The following is an 18,334-nucleotide window of genomic DNA, read 5'->3' on the forward strand; positions in this document are numbered from 1 at the left end:
GCGTGCCCGCGAAGCAGGCGCCGCAGTTTCAGGGCTGGAACGCGCCAATGAAAATCGCCGGGTCCACCCGCGCATCGTTCAGGCTGACGTTCCAGTGCATGTGCGGCCCGGTAGCCCGCCCGGTCGAGCCCACGCGCCCGACCACCTCGCCACGACGCAGTTGCTGGCCCACCTGCACATCGATTTTCGACATGTGGCAGAACATGCTGATAAAGCCCTGCCCATGGTCGACGAACACCGTGCGGCCGTTGAAGAAATAGTCTCCCACCAGAATCACTTTGCCATTGGCGGGTGTCTTGATCGGCGTGCCTGCCGGCACCGCAAAATCCAGCCCCGCATGCGGGTTGCGTTCTTCGCCGTTGAAGAAGCGGCGCACGCCGAACTTGCTCGACAGCGGGCCGTTGACCGGCTTGTCGAGAACCAGGTTGCTCGGCAGGTTCGGGCTGAAGCTGCGGTAGGCCTTGATCTGCTCGGCCAGCTCGCGCTCGATGCGCTTGAGGTCGGCCGGGTTCGGGTTGACCTGGCGCGTGTTCTTCAGGGTAATGCGCTGCTCAGGGTACTTCTTGCTGCCTACGCTGAAAGGCAGGGTGCGCCCGCCCTGGTTCAGCACTGCGGTGCCGGGCTTCTGGGTCAGCGGGATGCCGACGATGGCCAGCCAGTTGTCCTGCTCCTTCACCACCAGCACCGGTTTGCCGTCGAAACGGGCGCTGGGTGCGCTGGTGGCGGGGCCCAGGTCGACGACTGCCACACCGCCGGGTACCGGTTTGTTCAGTGTGCGGGTGATGTAGCTGGCCTGGGCGCCGCCGGCCAACAGCAGCAGGGAAAGGGCAAGCAGGGGCGCGAGCACGCGGGGCATGTGTCAGTCCAGTAGTGAGAGGGTGACCGGGGTCAGGTGGTTGTCTTCGACCCGCACCAGCAGCTCGCCTTCGTTCAGGCGGGCGGTCAGGCGTTGGCCGTTGCGGGTCTGTTCGGCGCTGCGAATGGCCTGGCCTTGCTCATCCAGCAAAATGCTGTATCCGCGGGCCAGGGTGGCCAGCGGACTGACCACCTGCAGTGTCTGCAACTGGGCCTGGAACCGCTGGCGACGGTCCTTGAGCACCTCGCGCATGGCCCGTGGCAGGCGCTCGGCCAGGCTGTCCAGGCGCTGGTTCAGCAGTTTCAGGTTACGCCCCGGATGCTGCGCGGCCAGGCGGGCGTCCAGGCGTGCCAGGCGTTCGCGGCGCTGGTTGAGGTTGAGCATGAACGCGCGACGCAGGCGCATGTCCAGGTCGTCCAGGCGTTGAGCCTGCTGGCGCAAACGCTCGCCTGGGTGGCGCAGGCGCCGGGTGAGTGACTCCAGGCGCAGGCGGTCGTGGGTCAGACGGTTCTGCATGCGCAGCAGCAGGCGCCGTTGCAGGCCATCCAGGCGTTGCCGAAGGCCGCTGTTGTCAGGGGCCAGCAGCTCGGCGGCAGCCGACGGGGTGGGCGCGCGCACGTCAGCCACGAAGTCGCTGATCGACACGTCGGTTTCATGGCCCACGGCGCTGACAATCGGCGTGACGCAGGCGGCCACGGCACGCGCCACGGCTTCCTCGTTGAAACACCACAGGTCTTCCAGCGAACCCCCACCCCGCGCCAGAATCAGCGCATCGAAGCCGAGGCTGTCGGCCAGGCGGATGGCGCGTACGATCTGCGCGATGGCTTCGCGGCCCTGTACCGCCGCAGGTATCAGGTTCAGCTCCACCTGCGGGGCACGGCGGCCGAACACGCTGATGATGTCGCGGATCACCGCGCCAGTGGGCGAGGTGATGATGCCGATGCGCTGCGGGTGAGCCGGCAGTGGCTTCTTTCGTTCGGCGCTGAACAGCCCCTCGGCACCGAGTTTTTCCTTCAGGGCCTCGAAAGCCAGGCGCAGCGCGCCATCACCGGCTGGCTCGACGGTGTCGAGAATCAGCTGGTAGTCGCCACGCCCCTCGAACAGCGAAACCTTGCCGCGCACCCGCACCGCCAGGCCATCGCGCAGCGCCTGGCGTACCCGCGTGGCGTTCTGCCGGAACAACGCACAACGCACCTGGGCGCCGCTGTCCTTGAGGGTGAAGTACATGTGGCCGGACGCCGGGCGGGCGAGGTTGGAGATTTCGCCTTCCACCCACACGCTGCGGAAAACGTCTTCCAGCAGCACGCGGGCGCGGCCGTTGAGTTGGCTGACGGTAAGGACCTCGCGGTCCAGCCCGAGTCGTTCGAAAGGGTCTTTGATCATGGCTGGCATCATAAATGACATCGGCCCCGGTTGTCTGTCCCGGGCCCTGTTGGAGCGGGTGCACCGGCGAAGAACAAGGTTCAGGCCTGCAGGGCCGTTACGAACTGCCTGGCTATCTGCCCCGCATCGCGGCGACAGGCCAGCGCCACTGTGCTCTGGCAATCTCCTTCCAGCGCCACGAAACTGACCGAGGGGGGTGCGATCTGGCGCATGCACTCTGGCAACAACGCCACCCCAAAACCCGCCTGTATCAGCTGCAACTGCGTAGTCTTGCGCGACAGTACCTGCGCCGCCTGCGGGAAGAACCCTGCCCCCATGCACAACGAGGCCGACAGGTAGCTCAAGCCACCGCGATCCCGGTGCGGGATGGAAATGAAGCGTTCTTCCTTCAATTGCTCCAGTTGCACGTGCTGAGTACCCGCCAAGGGGTGTCCAGCGGCGACCGCCAGCAACAAGGGTTCGTCGAACAACTCATGCAGCACCACGCCTTCATGCTGGCGCAGCACCGGCAAGCGCAACAGGCCGATATCCAGCCGTCCGGCAGCAATGTCTTCCAGCTGTGCCTCCGATGACTGCTGCGCAATCTCCAGCGAAACCCCTGGGTTGTGCTTCAGGTAGTTCCCCAGGCGAGCCAGAAGCCCGCCGGTCAGCGGCACGGTGCTGGAATGGTTCAGGCGCAAGCTGCCTTGCAACCCTTGGCCAATGTCACGGGTAACCCGCTCGGCCTGTGCCAGGTCGGCCAGCAAGCGTCGCGCCCGTTCAAGAAAGGCCTGACCGGCCAGCGTCAGGCGAGGCAGGCGCGCCGTGCGTTCGAACAGCGGCGTGTCCAGTTGTTGCTCCAGCTCCTTGATCTGCCGGCTAAGGGCCGACTGGGCGACGTACAGGCGCTCGGCGGCGCTGCTGAAACTGCCGCATTCGGCGATCTCCACGAAGTAACGCAATTGTCGGATCGACGTCATGTCATGCCTTTTCGAGATGGCTTTTGGGATAAAGGCATATTAGTCGGCATGGCTCATGGCTGGCTAACCTTTGCCTGTCTTCCCAGGAACTGCTGCCATGCTTGCCCAACTGTCGTTTTCCGGCCTTGACTGGCTGCCGATCCTGTTCGCCATTGCCGCGGCCTACATCGTCTTCGGCATCGCCGGCTTCGGTACTGCACTGGTGGCGGGGCCGGTGCTGATTCACTTCATGCCGTTGTCACGCATCATCCCGTTGCTGGTGCTGCTGGATTTCGTGGCCGCGTTCGGCAACCTGCTGCCGTCGCGCCGGGATGTGGTCCGCAGTGAATTGCTGCGGATGCTGCCCTTCATGGCCTTGGGTTGTACGTTGGGCGTGGTGTTCCTGCTGCAACTGAAGTCCGACCTGTTGCTGCTGTTGATGGGGGGATTCGTGACTGCCTATGCAGTTTACGGGCTGGCAGTGAAAGTGAGGCCAGCCAGCCTGTCCGGCTTCTGGGCGGTGCCGATGGGCACGGCAGGCGGGTTGTTCGGGGCTTTGTTCGGCAGCGGCGGGTTTCTTTATGCCCTTTACCTGAGCGCACGGCTGGAGGTGAAGGAACAGGTACGCGCCACCCAGAGCGCGCTGATCAGCTGCAGTACGATAGTGCGTCTGTCACTGTTCCTGATTGCCGGTGTCTATGCCGACCAAAGCCTGCTGCTGCTCGCCGCCTCCCTGCTGCCTGTCATGTTCATTGGCCTTTGGGTAGGGCGTCGGTTGACCAACCGGTTGTCCCGCGAAGCGTTCGTACGGCTGGTGACCTGGCTGGTGCTGGCCAGTGGGCTGGCGTTGATTGGTCGCTACCTGAGCGCCTGAGCGGTAGAATTGCGTCATTACCGGCGTTTCTCAGGCTTGTCCCGTTCATGAACACCCAGAGCATCATCGTTCCAAAGCTGTCTACCGTCCCGGTGCATGAAGCCCGTGCCCGCGCCATCCTGCGCTGGCTGGTGCGCGAAAAGGTCGTCGAGGAGCAGCTGACCACCTGTGGCCGCACCGGCAACCGCATGGGCCACGCCCTGGCGGCAGGGGCGCGCAAAGTGGCCCTGCACCCGGAAAAACTGCCCTTCGACGAACCGGTCAACGGCCTGGAAGTGATGCTCAAACGCTGCATCTATACCCCCACCGAAGGCTTCCTCGAAGAAGCCGGTTGCCCGGAGTGCCGGCGCGAGGTAGGCGAGCCGTTGTTCGAAAGCCTGGAAGAGTGGATGCCGGCAGTGAGCGACAACTTCACCTGCCCACTGTGCGGCTTCGAAGATGACATCAATGGCTTCATTTACCTGCAGCCATGTGCCTTTTCCAACCTGGGGTTCATCTTCAACAACTGGGGCGAGGCCGGGTTCACCCAGGCCTTTCTCGACAGCTTCGCCGACTGGCTCGACCAGCCGGTGGCCGTGGTGCAGGTAAAACTGCCACAAGCCTGACCGAAGGCCCTTATTTTGCATTGAGCGGCGCGCCATGCATGAGTATAATGGCGCGCTTCCATTTTTCCCGCCCGGGAGCCCCCGCGATGCTGCGTATCAGCCAAGAAGCCCTGACCTTCGACGATATCCTCCTTGTACCTGGCTATTCCGAGGTACTGCCCAATGAAGTCAGTCTCAAGACCCGTTTGACCCGTGGCATCGAGCTGAACATTCCGCTGGTTTCCGCTGCCATGGATACCGTGACCGAAGCGCGTCTGGCCATTGCCATGGCTCAGGAAGGCGGTATCGGCATCATCCACAAGAACATGACCATCGAACAACAGGCCGGCGAAGTGCGCAAGGTCAAGAAGTTCGAGGCTGGCGTGGTCAAGGACCCGATCACCATCGACGCCGATGCCACTGTGCGCGACCTGTTCGAGCTGACCCGCCTGAACAACATCTCCGGCGTGCCGGTACTGGCCAACGGCGACCTGGTCGGCATCGTCACCTCCCGTGACGTGCGCTTCGAAAATCGCCTGGACGCCAAGGTTCGCGACGTGATGACGCCGAAAGAGCGCCTGGTCACCGTCCGCGAAGGCGCCGACAAGAACGAAGTTCGCGAGCTGCTGCACAAGCATCGCCTGGAAAAAGTCCTGATCGTTGACGACAAGTTCAACCTCAAGGGCATGATGACCGTCAAGGACATCGAAAAAGCCAAGGCTTACCCGCTGGCCAGCAAGGACGACCAAGGTCGCCTGCGCGTCGGCGCCGCCGTCGGCACCGGCAAGGACACCGGCGAGCGCGTTGCTGCCCTGGTGGCGGCTGGCGTTGATGTCGTCGTCGTCGACACTGCCCACGGCCACTCCAAAGGTGTGATCGACCGCGTACGCTGGGTGAAGGAAACCTACCCGCAAGTGCAGGTGATCGGCGGCAACATCGCCACCGGCGCTGCCGCCAAGGCCCTGGCCGAAGCGGGTGCCGATGCGGTCAAGGTTGGTATCGGCCCTGGCTCTATCTGCACCACCCGTATCGTTGCCGGTGTCGGCGTGCCGCAAATCAGCGCCATCGCCAACGTCGCAGCAGCACTGGAAGGCACTGGCGTGCCACTGATCGCTGACGGCGGTATCCGCTTCTCCGGTGACCTGTCCAAGGCCATCGTTGCCGGTGCTTCCTGCGTGATGATGGGTTCGATGTTCGCCGGTACCGAAGAGGCCCCGGGTGAAGTCGAGCTGTTCCAGGGCCGTTCCTACAAGGCCTACCGCGGCATGGGCTCGCTGGGTGCCATGGCGCAGGCGCAAGGTTCGTCCGACCGTTACTTCCAGGACTCCTCGGCCGGCGCCGAGAAGCTGGTACCGGAAGGCATCGAAGGCCGCGTTCCCTACAAAGGCGCCCTGGCCGCGATCATCCACCAGCTGATGGGCGGCCTGCGTTCGTCCATGGGCTACACCGGCAGCGCGACCATCGAAGAAATGCGCACCAAGCCGGAGTTCGTGCGCATCACCGGTGCCGGCATGGCCGAGTCCCACGTGCACGACGTGCAAATCACCAAAGAAGCCCCTAACTACCGCGTAGGCTGAGGCTTCCAGCTACAACATAAAGCGGGGCTGTCATGACAGCCCCGCGTCGTTTCCGATTTCCACTGACGAGATTGAGTCATGGCCCTCGACATTCACGCTCACCGCATCCTGATCCTCGATTTCGGTTCCCAGTACACCCAGCTGATCGCCCGCCGCGTGCGCGAAATCGGCGTGTACTGCGAACTGCACCCGTTCGACATGGACGATGAAGCGATCCGCGAATTCAACCCGCGCGGCATCATCCTCGCCGGCGGCCCCGAGTCGGTCCACGAAGCCAACAGCCCGCGCGCTCCGCAGGCCGTGTTTGACCTGAATGTGCCTGTGCTGGGTATCTGCTACGGCATGCAGACCATGGCCGAGCAGATGGGCGGCAAGGTAGAAGGTTCCGACCTGCGTGAGTTCGGCTATGCCCGTGTGGACGTTGTCGGCAAGAGCCGCCTGCTCGACGGCATCGAAGACCACGTTGATGACGACGGCGTGCTGGGCCTGGACGTGTGGATGAGCCACGGTGACAAGGTCACCCAGATGCCTGGCAACTTCAACATTCTGGCCAGCACCCCAAGCTGCCCGATCGCCGGCATGTACGACGACGTCCGCGGCTACTACGGCGTGCAGTTCCACCCCGAAGTGACCCACACCAAGCAAGGTGGTCGCATCCTGTCCCGCTTCGTGCGGGACATCTGCGGCTGTGAAGCCCTGTGGACGGCGTCCAACATCGTCGAAGACGCCATCGCCCAGGTGCGTGCGCAAGTCGGTTCGGCCAACGTTCTGCTGGGCCTGTCCGGCGGCGTTGACAGCTCGGTGGTTGCCGCGCTGCTGCACCGCGCCATCGGCGACCAGCTGACCTGCGTATTCGTCGACAACGGCCTGCTGCGCCTGCACGAAGGCGACCAGGTGATGGCCATGTTCAAAGAGAACATGGGCGTCAAGGTGATCCGCGCCGACGCTGAAAAGCAGTTCCTCGACAACCTGGAAGGCGAAGCGGACCCTGAGAAGAAGCGCAAGATCATCGGCCGCACCTTCATCGACGTGTTCGATGCCGAAGCCAGCAAGCTGGAGAACATCCAGTTCCTCGCCCAGGGCACCATCTACCCGGACGTGATCGAGTCGGCTGGCGCCAAGAGCGGCAAGGCCCACGTGATCAAGTCGCACCACAACGTTGGTGGCCTGCCGGAGGAGATGAACCTCAAGCTGGTCGAGCCGCTGCGTGAACTGTTCAAGGACGAAGTGCGCAAGATCGGCCTGGAACTGGGCCTGCCGTACGACATGGTCTACCGCCACCCGTTCCCGGGCCCGGGCCTGGGCGTGCGTATCCTCGGTGAAGTGAAGAAGGAATACGCCGACATCCTGCGTCGCGCCGACCACATCTTCATCGAAGAGCTGCGCAAGGCCGACTGGTACCACAAGACCAGCCAGGCGTTCGTGGTGTTCCAGCCGGTCAAGTCGGTCGGCGTCGTCGGCGACGGCCGTCGCTACGCCTGGGTCGTGGCCCTGCGTGCCGTCGAGACCGTGGACTTCATGACCGCGCGTTGGGCACACCTGCCGTACGAGCTGCTGGAAACTGTCAGCGGTCGTATCATCAACGAAATCGACGGTATCTCGCGCGTTACCTACGACGTGTCGAGCAAGCCGCCGGCCACTATCGAGTGGGAATGATCGGGTAGCCAGCCCAGGCTGGCACCCGCAGGACGGATACACCAGAAAGCCCGCATGATTGCGGGCTTTCTGGTTCTTGCTCGTTCAGATTGCTTATTCTTCTGGCTTTCTGGCAAATAGCGCTTTCTGGTAGGCGTTATAGGAAAGCAGCCTGCTCCTCACCGCGATGAACTCGTCACCCTCCACGCGTTGCGGGTGCTTTTCCTGCGGGTCATCCTCAAGATTGTATTTGGTCAGGGTGTCCGAGCTGAATTCGTATATGTATTTGTACGGGTGCTCCACCAAGGCTGACGCCAGTTGGTCAAAGAACGTGGACATGAAGAATGTGCGTTTCCCCTGTTCCCTCAACAAGCTGATGCCTTGTACAGAGAGGGGGGATTCGGTCACATCAAAAAAATCGGCAACCGTGGGCGCAATATCGATCTGGTGACTGGTGGTTGAGGCGGGTTTGGGCAGTGACTTTCCATTACTCCAGAAAATCAGGGGTACGCTCACTTCTTCTTCGTGCATGGACGCGTTGTGAATGAACAGACCGTGCTCACCAAATGACTCACCGTGGTCACCCACGAGCACGAATAATGTCGAGTCTAGAAGGCCTTGCTTGTCGAAGGATGTCAGCATTTCACCCAGCACGCTGTCTGTCTTGGCTATGCATTCTTCATACTTTTCCAGCTCGCTCTGTAATGGGGGCCCTTGGCTGCATTGGTAGGGGTAGTGGGCTGCGCTTGGGAAATAGAGCGCGATGAAACCCTTGCCATTCTTTTTGATGTTTTCCAGGTAAGCGATGCTGGACGAAAACAGCTGTTCATCACTTTCACCGAAGCTGCTGGCGTTTTGTGAGCGGTTCTCGGCGGGGATGAGCTCCGAAACTGCGTAAGCATTCGACACACCGATGGATTTCAGGAAGCCCTCCATGTTTTCGAACTGCAGGTACAGCGAGCTGAAGGCGACGGCTTCCATGTTTTTCCTGTTCTTCAGCTCATGGATGACACTGGGTTGCAGCAGGTACATGGCTTCTTTGATTTCAATATCAGGGTAGGCATGCAGCCCCGTCAGGATCGCGTGGTAGCCTTTGGACGAGTGAGGCACTGAGACGTACGATTTGAAGAGCATGCCCTCCCGAGCGAGCTTATCGAAGGTGGGGTAGCGCTCGGCGGTTTTGATGTCGGGAGCAAACACGCTGTTCCAGCGCACTGACTCCAGAACGATGAAGACCAGGTTCTTGAAGTCTGGCGTGGGGTGAGATTGAAGTTTTCGGATTTCGTTGACACTGGTCAGCGGGTAGGCGGGTTGTTCGAATGGCAGCGACGGTCTATGCGGCGCTGCGGTCAAGGAAGTGGTGTTTCTGAGTGTTGTGACCAGCGGGCTGATGACAATGTTTTCGTTCAGGTGATAGCGCGCGTTTTTGGCATGGATGGAGCCGAAGAGCAGGGCGCCTATCACCAGCAGTGATGCCCAGAGGTGCTGTCTTTTCTTTACTGTGCGGGTGCGCTGTTCTTTATAAGCGATGCAGGTTGCCAGCCCAGCGAAAGACCAGGTCGCCAGGTAAGCCAGAAAAAGCACAAAGACAATGAACCTGAATGTGTGCCCGAAACCGGCAGCTTGCGTGAGAAACACCTCGGCCCCGGAGGTCAGGTTGCTTGCGTTTTGCAGGCTGTAGCTTATCAGTTGCCAGTCCAGTGGCTTCAGCCATAGCTCCCGAACACGCATGTCCACCAGCAGGAACAGCAGCAAGGCACCTGAGGCGATGCTCAACAGATAGAAGTTGAATTTTTTTCTGGTAATGGTGTTGGCGGCAATTACATAGAGGGCGACCACTAACAGCACGTCTTGAAGCAAGTACAGGGCAATGTCGAAAACACCGGTCTCCACCCATCGATGGGAGAAAAACTCGATCAGGATGATCTTCGGTGCCAGCAGCAGGCCTGCAGCGAGCAGGAGCGAGATATGCAGTAATGAATTCCTGAGCCACATGGTGTCTACCTTCGCATTCACAGAGCCGGCGTCTTGTCTGAAGCGATAGGCGGGCAAAAGGCCAGCACCTGCGCACCCCGTTTTTGACTTAAGCAGCCCACCCTGAATTCGGCAAGTCAGCCCCGGGGCGTTGGGTTGGTACCGAGGGGGGAGCGGGTTGCCACTGGCGATCGCGGCCGCTAACCGGCCGTGCGACAAGACTTCACTTAATATTTCGCAAATGCAGGTGTATCGTATTCGCCCTTCATCGCCAGCCCCTGCTGGCAGACTGATTGCGCAGAAACGAGGTACCCGCACCGATGTCCTTTACCCGTCGACAAATGCTCAAAGGCCTTACTGGTCTGGTTGTGGTAGGCCTGGGCGCCGGGGGCGCGGCGCGCTACTGGCTGGGCAAGGTCGAGGACGAGAATGCCGGGCACGACTACGAGCTGATTGCCGCCCCACTGGAAGTGGAGCTGGTGCCGGGTTTCAAGACCGAAGCCTGGGCCTTCGGCCCGTCGGCACCTGGCACCGAACTGCGGGTGCGCCAAGGCACCTGGTTGCGGGTGCGCTTCATCAATCACCTGCCGGTCGAAACCACCATCCACTGGCACGGCATCCGCCTGCCGCTGGAGATGGATGGTGTGCCATACGTTTCGCAACTGCCGGTCAAGCCTGGTGAGTACTTCGATTACAAATTCCGCGTGCCGGACGCCGGCAGCTATTGGTATCACCCCCATGTCAGCAGTTCCGAGGAGCTGGGCCGTGGTCTGGTCGGGCCGCTGATCGTCGAGGAACGTGAACCCACCGGGTTCCAGCATGAGCGTACGCTGAGCCTGAAGAACTGGCATGTGGACGAGCAGGGCGCATGGCTGCCTTTCAGCATCCCGCGCGAGGCCGCGCGCAACGGCACTGCCGGGCGGTTGATCACCATCAATGGCCAGGCCGACTCGATCACCGAGCTGCCGGCCGGCCAGGTGGTGCGGGTGCGCCTGCTGAACCTGGACAATACCTGGACCTACCGCCTCAACCTCAAGGGCAACTGCGAGGCGAGAATCTATGCCCTCGATGGCAACCCAGTGACCCCGCGTGCGCTGGATGAGTACTGGCTAGGGCCGGGCATGCGTATCTGCCTGGCCATCCGCATTCCCGAGGCGGGTGAGGAAATCTCCCTGCGCGACGGTTTCGTGCGCCTGGGCACCCTGCGTTCGGTGGCCAGCAACGACGCGCCGAGTGACTGGCCGCCTGCGCTGCCGCCCAATCCGATCGCCGAGCCGGACCTGGAGAATGCCGAAAAGCTGAACTTCAATTTCGAGTGGGCGGCCAGCGTCTCTGTCACCCCTGATCCGGCCAAGCCGTCGAGCATGTGGCAGATCAACGGCCAGGCCTGGGATATTACCGACAAGACCTGCGCCGACCGCCCCATCGCCACGTTGCAGAAGGGCAAGAGCTACATCTTCGAGCTTAAGAACATGACCCAGTACCAGCACCCGATCCACTTGCATGGCATGAGCTTCAAGGTGATCGCCTCCAACCGTCACGACATCAAGGAGCCGTGGTTCACCGACACCTACTTGCTGGGCAAGAACGAGCGCGCCCAGGTAGCACTGGTGGCGGATAACCCTGGAACCTGGATGTTTCACTGCCATGTCATCGACCACATGGAAACCGGCCTGATGGCCGCGATCGCGGTGGTCTGATGCGCCCGCAGATCATCGATCGCAGTCGCGATCAGGAATTCATGCGCCTGGCGCTGGCCTTGGCCGCCGAAGGCGCGGCGTTGGGCGAGGTGCCAGTGGGGGCGGTGCTGGTACAGCATGGGCAGGTGATCGGCCAGGGTTTCAATCGGCCGATCATCGACAGCGACCCCAGCGCGCATGCCGAGATGGTGGCGATCAGGGCGGCAGCCAGGTCGGCCAGCAACTACCGGCTACCCGGCAGCACCCTGTATGTGACCCTGGAACCGTGCAGCATGTGTGCGGGGCTAATCGTGCATTCGCGGGTGATGCGCGTGGTGTTTGGCGCGCTGGAGCCCAAGGCCGGGATCGTGCAGAGCCAGGGGCAGTTCTTTGGCCAAGGCTTTCTCAACCACCGGGTGATGGTGGAGGGCGGGGTGCTGGCGCAAGAGTGCGGGCAGATCCTCAGCGACTTCTTCAAGGCCCGCCGGGCCAAGGCTTGAGCTGCACCGGCCTCTTCGCGGGCAAGCCCGCTCCTACAGGTTCTGCGCAAATCTTGTAGGCGCGGGTTTGCCCGCGAAGAGGCCTGCTGGCTTACATCGGCGACGACTTATCCGCTGGCTTGTCCTTGTTGACCCCTGGCACATGCAGGTTGCCCTCGGCCACCTGGCCTTCGAGCTGCGGCTGGGTCACCCAGGTGAGAATGTCGTAGTAACGGCGGATGTTGGCCACGAAATGCACCGGTTCGCCCCCACGGGCATAGCCGTACTTGGTCTGCCGGTACCACTGCTTCTGAGCCAGCCGCGGCAGCATCTTCTTCACGTCCAGCCACTTGTTCGGGTTGAGCTTCTCGCGCTTGGCCAGGGTGCGGGCGTCTTCCAGGTGGCCGCCACCGACATTGTAGGCAGCAAGGGCGAACCAGGTGCGGTCCGGCTCCTTGATGCTGTCGTCAAGCTCTTCCTTGATCTTCATGAAGTACTTGGCGCCGCCCTGGATGCTCTGCCTCGGGTCCAGTCGGTTCGACACGCCCATGGCCTGGGCGGTGCGCTGGGTCAGCATCATCAGGCCGCGCACGCCGGTCTTGGAGGTGACTTCCGGCTGCCACATCGATTCCTGGTAGCCGATGGCTGCCAGCAGGCGCCAGTCGACCTGCTCGACCTTGGCGTAGCTCTTGAAGTGCTTCTCGTACTTGGGTAGGCGCTGTTGCAGGTGCTGGGCGAAGGTGTAGGCGCCGACGTAGCCAAGTACGTCGACATGGCCGTAATAGCGGTCCTTCAAGCGCTGAAGGGTGCCGTTTTTCTGTGCCTTGTCGAGATACTCGTTGATTTCGTTGAGCAGGCTGTTGTCTTCGCCTGCGGCCACTGCCCAGCGCTGGTCGCGGGTTTCGCCCAGATCGAAGGCGACCCGCACGTTGGGGAAATACACCTGGTTCATCGCCAGTTCGTTGGAGTCCACCAGGGTCAAGTCGATCTGACCTTCGTCCACCATGCGCAGCAGGTCGACCACTTCGACGGCGTCGGATTCCTCATATTGCAAGGCCGGGTACTGCTTTTTCAGCTCGGCCAGCTGGTCAGCATGGCTGCTGCCCTTGAGCACCATGATCTTCTTGCCGACCAAACCCTTGGCGCCGGTGGGGCGCGGGCGGCCGTTGCGGTAGATGACCTGCGGGGTCACCTCCAGATAGGGATGGGAGTATCTCACCTGGGTTTTGCGCCGCTCACTGCTGACCAGGCCGGCGGCAGCCAGTACCGGGCCGGAGGGCTTGCCGAGGGCGTCGTACAGCTCGTCCAGGTTGTCGGCGGTCTCGATCTGCAACTTTACGCCGAGATCGTCGGCGAAATGCTGGACCAGTTCGTACTCAAAGCCGGTTTCGCCGTTACGGTCCTGGAAGTAGGTTGCCGGGCTGTTGCGTGTGATCACGCGCAGCACGCCATCCTCCTTCACGCGCTCGAGGGTGCTGGGTTTTTCAACGCAGGCACCTAGCAGCAGAAAGAGTCCGGTTGCGAGAAGCCATTTGGCGCAACGCTGGCGCAAATCAGTGTGGGCGAACATAGGTTGCAGTATACGCAAAGGACTGGCCCAACCATATCTCGACAACTGTTAGCTTGTCTGGTAGCGGGTTGTGTGGTTGGGGGAGGGGGGATTGCATCAGGGCTGCCAGGTGGCCGGCTTGAGATATTCAGCGCCTGTGAGATCGAGCGCCGCCCGCGCGGCGCTTCGCGGGTAAACCCGCTCCTACGTTTGTTTCGGGCCAATTATGCCTGTGGGATTTGCGCGCGAACGCCTTGGTGCCTATCTCGATATCGCGTCGTACCAACAAGGCGGTCGCGCGCGCCAGGCACAGGATGGACTGGCCCGAAACAAACGTAGGAGCGGGTTTACCCGCGAAGCGCCGCGCGGGCGGCGCTCGATCTCATAGGCGCTGAATATTTTAAGGCGGACACCTGCGGCGCTCGATCTCACAGGCGCTGAATGTCTCAAGCCGGACACCTCTGAAAACTGACCCCGAAGTCCGGTTCCGCCGCCCGGCAGGCGTGGCTTAGAGCAGGTGCCGAAAGCCATCGAATTAGGCTAGAATGCACGGCCTCTAAGCACACCCCTTCCTGAGGCTGTCCCGACGATGTTGATCCTGCGCGGCGCTCCTGCCCTTTCTGCCTTTCGCCACGGTAAATTACTCGAGCAACTGAGCCAGAAAGTCCCCGCTGTTACTGGTTTGTATGCCGAATTTGCCCACTTCGCCGATGTCGACGGCGAGCTGACCGCCGACCAGCAGCAGGTGCTGGGCCGTCTGCTCAAGTACGGCCCGAGCGTGCCGGTACAGGAGCCGACGGGTCGTCTGTTCCTGGTGGTACCGCGCCTGGGCACCATTTCGCCATGGGCCAGCAAGGCCAGCGACATCGCCCACAACTGCGGCCTGCAGTCGATCCAGCGCCTGGAGCGCGGCATCGCCTACTACGTTGCCGGCACCCTGAGCGACGCTGATGCCGAACTGATCGCCGCCGAACTGCACGACCGCATGACCCAGCGTGTGCTCGGCCAGCTGGAGCAGGCTGCAGACCTGTTCAGCCACGCCCAGCCCAAGCCGATGACCTCGGTCGACATCCTGGCCGGCGGCCGTGACGCCCTGGCCAAGGCCAACATCGACCTGGGCCTGGCCCTGGCCGAAGACGAGATCGACTACCTGGTCAATGCCTTCCAGGGCCTCAAGCGCAACCCGAACGACATCGAACTGATGATGTTCGCCCAGGCCAACTCCGAGCACTGCCGCCACAAGATCTTCAACGCCAGTTGGGATATCGACGGTCAGGCCCAGGAAAAAAGCCTGTTCGGCATGATCAAGAACACCTACCAGATGCACAACGAAGGTGTGCTGTCGGCGTACAAGGACAACGCCTCGGTGATCGTCGGCAACGTTGCCGGCCGCTTCTTCCCGGACCCTGAAACCCGCCAGTACGGCGCGGTGCAGGAGCCGGTGCACATTCTGATGAAGGTGGAAACGCACAACCACCCGACCGCCATCGCCCCGTTCTCCGGCGCCTCCACCGGCTCCGGTGGCGAAATCCGCGACGAAGGTGCTACCGGCCGTGGCGCCAAGCCCAAGGCCGGCCTGACCGGCTTCACCGTGTCCAACCTGCGCATTCCGGGCTTCGAACAGCCTTGGGAACAGGCCTATGGCAAGCCCGAGCGTATCGTCGACGCCCTCGACATCATGATCGAAGGCCCTCTCGGCGGCGCTGCGTTCAACAACGAATTCGGCCGCCCGGCCCTGACCGGTTACTTCCGTACCTTCGAGCAAGCCATCAACACCCCGCACGGTGAAGAAGTGCGCGGCTACCACAAGCCGATCATGCTTGCCGGCGGTATGGGCAACATCCGTGAAGACCACGTGCAGAAGGGCGAAATCACTGTCGGCGCCAAGCTGATCGTGCTCGGTGGCCCGGCCATGCTGATCGGCCTGGGCGGCGGCGCTGCTTCGTCGGTGGCTACCGGTGCCAGCTCGGCTGACCTGGACTTCGCTTCGGTACAGCGCGAAAACCCGGAAATGGAGCGCCGTTGCCAGGAGGTCATCGACCGTTGCTGGCAGCTGGGCGACGACAACCCGATCGCCTTCATCCACGACGTGGGCGCTGGCGGTATTTCCAACGCCTTCCCTGAGCTGGTCAACGACGGTGGCCGCGGTGGTCGCTTCGAGCTGCGCAACGTGCCCAACGACGAGCCGGGCATGGCCCCGCACGAAATCTGGAGCAACGAATCGCAAGAGCGTTACGTGCTGGCCGTCAGCGCGGTCGACTTCGAGCGCTTCAAGGCCATCTGCGAGCGCGAACGTTGCCCGTTTGCCGTGGTGGGTGAAGCGACTGAAGAACAGCACCTGACCGTCAGCGACAGCCACTTCGGCAACACCCCGGTGGACATGCCGCTGGACGTGCTGCTGGGCAAGCCGCCGCGCATGCACCGTTCGGTTACCCGCGAAGCCGAGCTGGGCGATGACTTCGACCCGAGCGAGCTGGACCTGGACAGCGCCGTCCAGCGCGTGCTGAACCACCCGGCCGTGGCCAGCAAGAGCTTCCTGATCACCATTGGCGACCGTACCATCACCGGCCTGGTTGCCCGCGACCAGATGGTCGGCCCGTGGCAGGTTCCGGTGGCTGACTGCGCCGTCACCGCCACCAGCTTCGACGTCTACACCGGTGAAGCCATGGCCATGGGCGAGCGTACGCCGCTGGCGCTGCTGGATGCCCCGGCGTCCGGCCGCATGGCCATCGGCGAAACCCTGACCAACCTGGCGGCTTCGCGCATCGAAAAGCTGTCCGACATCAAACTGTCGGCCAACTGGATGTCCGCTGCTGGTCACCCAGGTGAAGACGCACGCCTGTACGACACCGTGAAGGCTGTCGGCATGGAGCTGTGCCCGGAGCTGGGCATCACCATTCCGGTCGGCAAAGACTCGATGTCGATGAAGACCAAGTGGAGCGACGAGGGCGTCGAGAAGAGCGTCACCTCGCCGATGTCGCTGATCATCACCGGCTTCGCCCCGGTCACCGACATCCGCAAGACCCTGACCCCGCAACTGCGCATGGACAAGGGCGAGACCGACCTGATCCTGATCGACCTGGGCCGCGGCAAGAACCGCATGGGCGCCTCGATCCTGGCCCAGACCTACGGCAAGATCGCGGCCCAGGCACCGGACGTCGACGACGCCGAAGACCTCAAGGCCTTCTTCGCCGTGATCCAGGGCCTGAACGCCGACGGCCACCTGCTGGCCTACCACGACCGTTCCGACGGCGGCCTGGTCACCACCGTGCTGGAAATGGCCTTCGCTGGCCACTGCGGCCTCGACCTGCAACTCGACCCGCTGACCGACAGCAAGGGCGAAGTGCCGGCCATCCTCTTCAACGAAGAGCTGGGTGCGGTGATCCAGGTTCGCCAGGATGCTACCCCGGACGTGCTGGCACAGTTCAGCGCTGCAGGCCTGGGTGAAGAGTGCGTCGCGGTGATCGGCAAGCCAGTCAACAACGCTGAAGTGACCATCAGCCTGAACGGCGAAGTGCTGTTCGACGATGACCGTCGCATGCTGCAGCGCCAGTGGGCTGAAACCAGCTACCAGATCCAGCGCCTGCGCGACAACGCCGACTGCGCTGATCAGGAGTTCGACCTGCTGCTCGAGGAAGACAACCCGGGCCTGTCGGTGAAGCTGGGCTTCGACGTCAACGACGACATCGCCGCGCCTTACATCAAGAAGGGCGTGCGCCCGCAAGTGGCCATCCTGCGCGAGCAGGGCGTCAACGGCCAGGTCGAGATGGCTGCTGCCTTCGACCGCGCCGGCTTCGCCGCCATCGACGTGCACATGAGCGATATTCTCGCTGGCCGTGTCGACTTCGAAGCCTTCAAGGGCCTGGTCGCCTGTGGCGGCTTCTCGTACGGTGACGTGCTGGGTGCTGGCGAAGGCTGGGCCAAGTCGGCGCTGTTCAACGCCCGTGCCCGTGACGCCTTCCAGGCCTTCTTCGAGCGTACCGACAGCTTCGCCCTGGGCGTGTGCAACGGTTGCCAGATGATGTCCAACCTGCACGAGCTGATCCCGGGCACCGAGTACTGGCCGCACTTCGTGCGCAACCGCTCGGAGCAGTTCGAGGCCCGCGTGGCCATGGTCGAAGTGCAGAAGTCCAACTCGATCTTCCTGCAGGGCATGGCCGGTTCGCGCATGCCGATCGCCATCGCCCACGGCGAAGGCCATGCCGAGTTCGCCAGCGAAGAAGCATTGCTGGAAGCCGATGTGTCCGGTTGCGTGGCCCTGCGCTACGTCGACAACCATGGCAAGGTCACCGAAGCCTACCCGGCCAACCCGAACGGCTCGCCGCGTGGTATTACTGGCCTGACCAGCCGCGACGGCCGCGTGACCATCATGATGCCGCACCCGGAGCGTGTGTTCCGCGCTGTGCAGAACTCCTGGCGCCCGGACGAGTGGCAGGAAGATGCCGCGCTGATGCGTATGTTCCGCAACGCACGGGTGTGGGTGAACTAAGGCGTGTACAAGCTCGCCTTCTTCGTCCCCGCCAGCCATGTCGAAGTGGTCAAGGCCGCTGTGTTCGCTGCTGGCGGCGGGCGCATCGGTGACTATGACCACTGCGCCTGGCAAACCCTTGGCCAGGGCCAGTTCCGCCCGTTGGACGGCAGCCAGCCGTTCCTCGGGCAAGCGGGCCAGGTCGAGGCGGTGGAAGAGTGGAAGGTGGAGCTGGTGGTGGCTGACGAGCTGATTGTGCAGGTCGTCGCTGCGCTCAAGCAGAGCCACCCGTACGAGACGCCAGCCTATGAAGTCTGGCGGCTCGCCGAGTTCTAGAA

The 18,334-nt window shown here is 62.6% G+C and carries 13 protein-coding genes; 8 read left to right on the plus strand and 5 right to left on the minus strand.

The features are described 5' to 3' along the window. Positions 1–28: 28 nt before the first annotated feature. The 3 genes from AC3RCM_RS05605 to AC3RCM_RS05615 form a co-directional block, all read right to left on the minus strand. Positions 29–856 carry a M23 family metallopeptidase gene (locus tag AC3RCM_RS05605; protein ID WP_129933841.1) on the minus strand — a complete coding sequence of 276 codons (828 nt, stop codon included), beginning with the start codon at positions 854–856 and terminating at the stop codon, positions 29–31. Between the two features lie 3 nt (positions 857–859). Beyond that, positions 860–2,239, minus strand: coding sequence for an exodeoxyribonuclease VII large subunit (gene xseA / locus AC3RCM_RS05610; protein WP_492629416.1), 1,380 nt, complete (start codon positions 2,237–2,239; stop codon positions 860–862). Positions 2,240–2,319: 80 nt separating this feature from the next. Continuing rightward, complete coding sequence (locus tag AC3RCM_RS05615; protein WP_492629417.1) at positions 2,320–3,198, minus strand: LysR family transcriptional regulator; 879 nt, start codon at positions 3,196–3,198, stop codon at positions 2,320–2,322. 97 nt (positions 3,199–3,295) lie between these two features. Here AC3RCM_RS05615 and AC3RCM_RS05620 point away from each other — a divergent pair, with 97 nt between their 5' ends. From AC3RCM_RS05620 to guaA, 4 genes are all read left to right on the plus strand, one after another. Beyond that, complete coding sequence (locus AC3RCM_RS05620) at positions 3,296–4,051, plus strand: sulfite exporter TauE/SafE family protein (RefSeq protein WP_104886622.1); 756 nt, start codon at positions 3,296–3,298, stop codon at positions 4,049–4,051. A 47-nt stretch (positions 4,052–4,098) separates the two neighbouring features. Further along, a complete protein-coding gene (locus AC3RCM_RS05625; RefSeq protein ID WP_020193644.1) occupies positions 4,099–4,656 on the plus strand; it encodes a hypothetical protein in 558 nt (185 codons plus the stop codon). Between the two features lie 86 nt (positions 4,657–4,742). Continuing rightward, entirely contained in the window at positions 4,743–6,212 is a 1,470-nt protein-coding gene (gene guaB / locus AC3RCM_RS05630) for an IMP dehydrogenase (protein ID WP_003255025.1), read from the plus strand. Between the two features lie 78 nt (positions 6,213–6,290). Beyond that, the gene (gene guaA / locus AC3RCM_RS05635) at positions 6,291–7,868 is read left to right on the plus strand and encodes a glutamine-hydrolyzing GMP synthase (protein ID WP_064493199.1); all 1,578 of its coding nucleotides are present in this window, start codon (positions 6,291–6,293) and stop codon (positions 7,866–7,868) included. Positions 7,869–7,961: 93 nt separating this feature from the next. Here guaA and AC3RCM_RS05640 read toward each other — a convergent pair whose 3' ends face one another. Continuing rightward, positions 7,962–9,842: an LTA synthase family protein gene (locus tag AC3RCM_RS05640; protein ID WP_492629676.1), complete on the minus strand. Its 1,881-nt coding sequence runs from the start codon at positions 9,840–9,842 to the stop codon at positions 7,962–7,964. Between the two features lie 299 nt (positions 9,843–10,141). Between AC3RCM_RS05640 and AC3RCM_RS05645 the strand changes: the two genes are divergently transcribed. Further along, positions 10,142–11,521: a multicopper oxidase family protein gene (locus AC3RCM_RS05645; protein WP_020193354.1), complete on the plus strand. Its 1,380-nt coding sequence runs from the start codon at positions 10,142–10,144 to the stop codon at positions 11,519–11,521. Next, complete coding sequence (tadA, locus tag AC3RCM_RS05650) at positions 11,521–12,000, plus strand: tRNA adenosine(34) deaminase TadA (RefSeq protein WP_012051365.1); 480 nt, start codon at positions 11,521–11,523, stop codon at positions 11,998–12,000. Before AC3RCM_RS05645 ends, tadA begins: the two co-directional genes overlap by 1 nt. Before the next feature lie 91 nt (positions 12,001–12,091). Here the strand turns inward: tadA and mltF are convergent, their stop codons facing one another. Then, positions 12,092–13,549, minus strand: a complete 1,458-nt coding sequence (mltF, locus tag AC3RCM_RS05655) for a membrane-bound lytic murein transglycosylase MltF (protein ID WP_064493201.1) — start codon at positions 13,547–13,549, stop codon at positions 12,092–12,094. A 568-nt stretch (positions 13,550–14,117) separates the two neighbouring features. Between mltF and purL the strand changes: the two genes are divergently transcribed. Together purL and AC3RCM_RS05665 are read left to right on the plus strand one after the other, a co-directional pair. After that, positions 14,118–18,017, plus strand: a complete 3,900-nt coding sequence (purL, locus tag AC3RCM_RS05660; RefSeq protein WP_492629418.1) for a phosphoribosylformylglycinamidine synthase — start codon at positions 14,118–14,120, stop codon at positions 18,015–18,017. Positions 18,018–18,020: 3 nt separating this feature from the next. Further along, on the plus strand, positions 18,021–18,332 hold the full coding sequence (locus tag AC3RCM_RS05665; RefSeq protein WP_010952215.1) for a YqfO family protein: 312 nt from the start codon (positions 18,021–18,023) through the stop codon (positions 18,330–18,332). Positions 18,333–18,334: the final 2 nt, after the last annotated feature.

Source organism: Pseudomonas sp. GW823-FHT05G12 (genome assembly GCF_058795575.1).

Bases quoted from the DNA above. Each gene is read 5' to 3' on its own strand.
- xseA (WP_492629416.1), bottom strand. From the start codon at position 2,239: ATGATCAAAGACCCTTTCGAACGACTCGGGCTGGACCGCGAGGTCCTT.
- AC3RCM_RS05620 (WP_104886622.1), top strand. From the start codon at position 3,296: ATGCTTGCCCAACTGTCGTTTTCCGGCCTTGACTGGCTGCCGATCCTG.
- tadA (WP_012051365.1), top strand. From the start codon at position 11,521: ATGCGCCCGCAGATCATCGATCGCAGTCGCGATCAGGAATTCATGCGC.
- guaB (WP_003255025.1), top strand. From the start codon at position 4,743: ATGCTGCGTATCAGCCAAGAAGCCCTGACCTTCGACGATATCCTCCTT.
- AC3RCM_RS05615 (WP_492629417.1), bottom strand. From the start codon at position 3,198: ATGACGTCGATCCGACAATTGCGTTACTTCGTGGAGATCGCCGAATGC.
- AC3RCM_RS05625 (WP_020193644.1), top strand. From the start codon at position 4,099: ATGAACACCCAGAGCATCATCGTTCCAAAGCTGTCTACCGTCCCGGTG.
- AC3RCM_RS05645 (WP_020193354.1), top strand. From the start codon at position 10,142: ATGTCCTTTACCCGTCGACAAATGCTCAAAGGCCTTACTGGTCTGGTT.
- AC3RCM_RS05640 (WP_492629676.1), bottom strand. From the start codon at position 9,842: ATGTGGCTCAGGAATTCATTACTGCATATCTCGCTCCTGCTCGCTGCA.
- AC3RCM_RS05605 (WP_129933841.1), bottom strand. From the start codon at position 856: ATGCCCCGCGTGCTCGCGCCCCTGCTTGCCCTTTCCCTGCTGCTGTTG.
- mltF (WP_064493201.1), bottom strand. From the start codon at position 13,549: ATGTTCGCCCACACTGATTTGCGCCAGCGTTGCGCCAAATGGCTTCTC.
- purL (WP_492629418.1), top strand. From the start codon at position 14,118: ATGTTGATCCTGCGCGGCGCTCCTGCCCTTTCTGCCTTTCGCCACGGT.
- guaA (WP_064493199.1), top strand. From the start codon at position 6,291: ATGGCCCTCGACATTCACGCTCACCGCATCCTGATCCTCGATTTCGGT.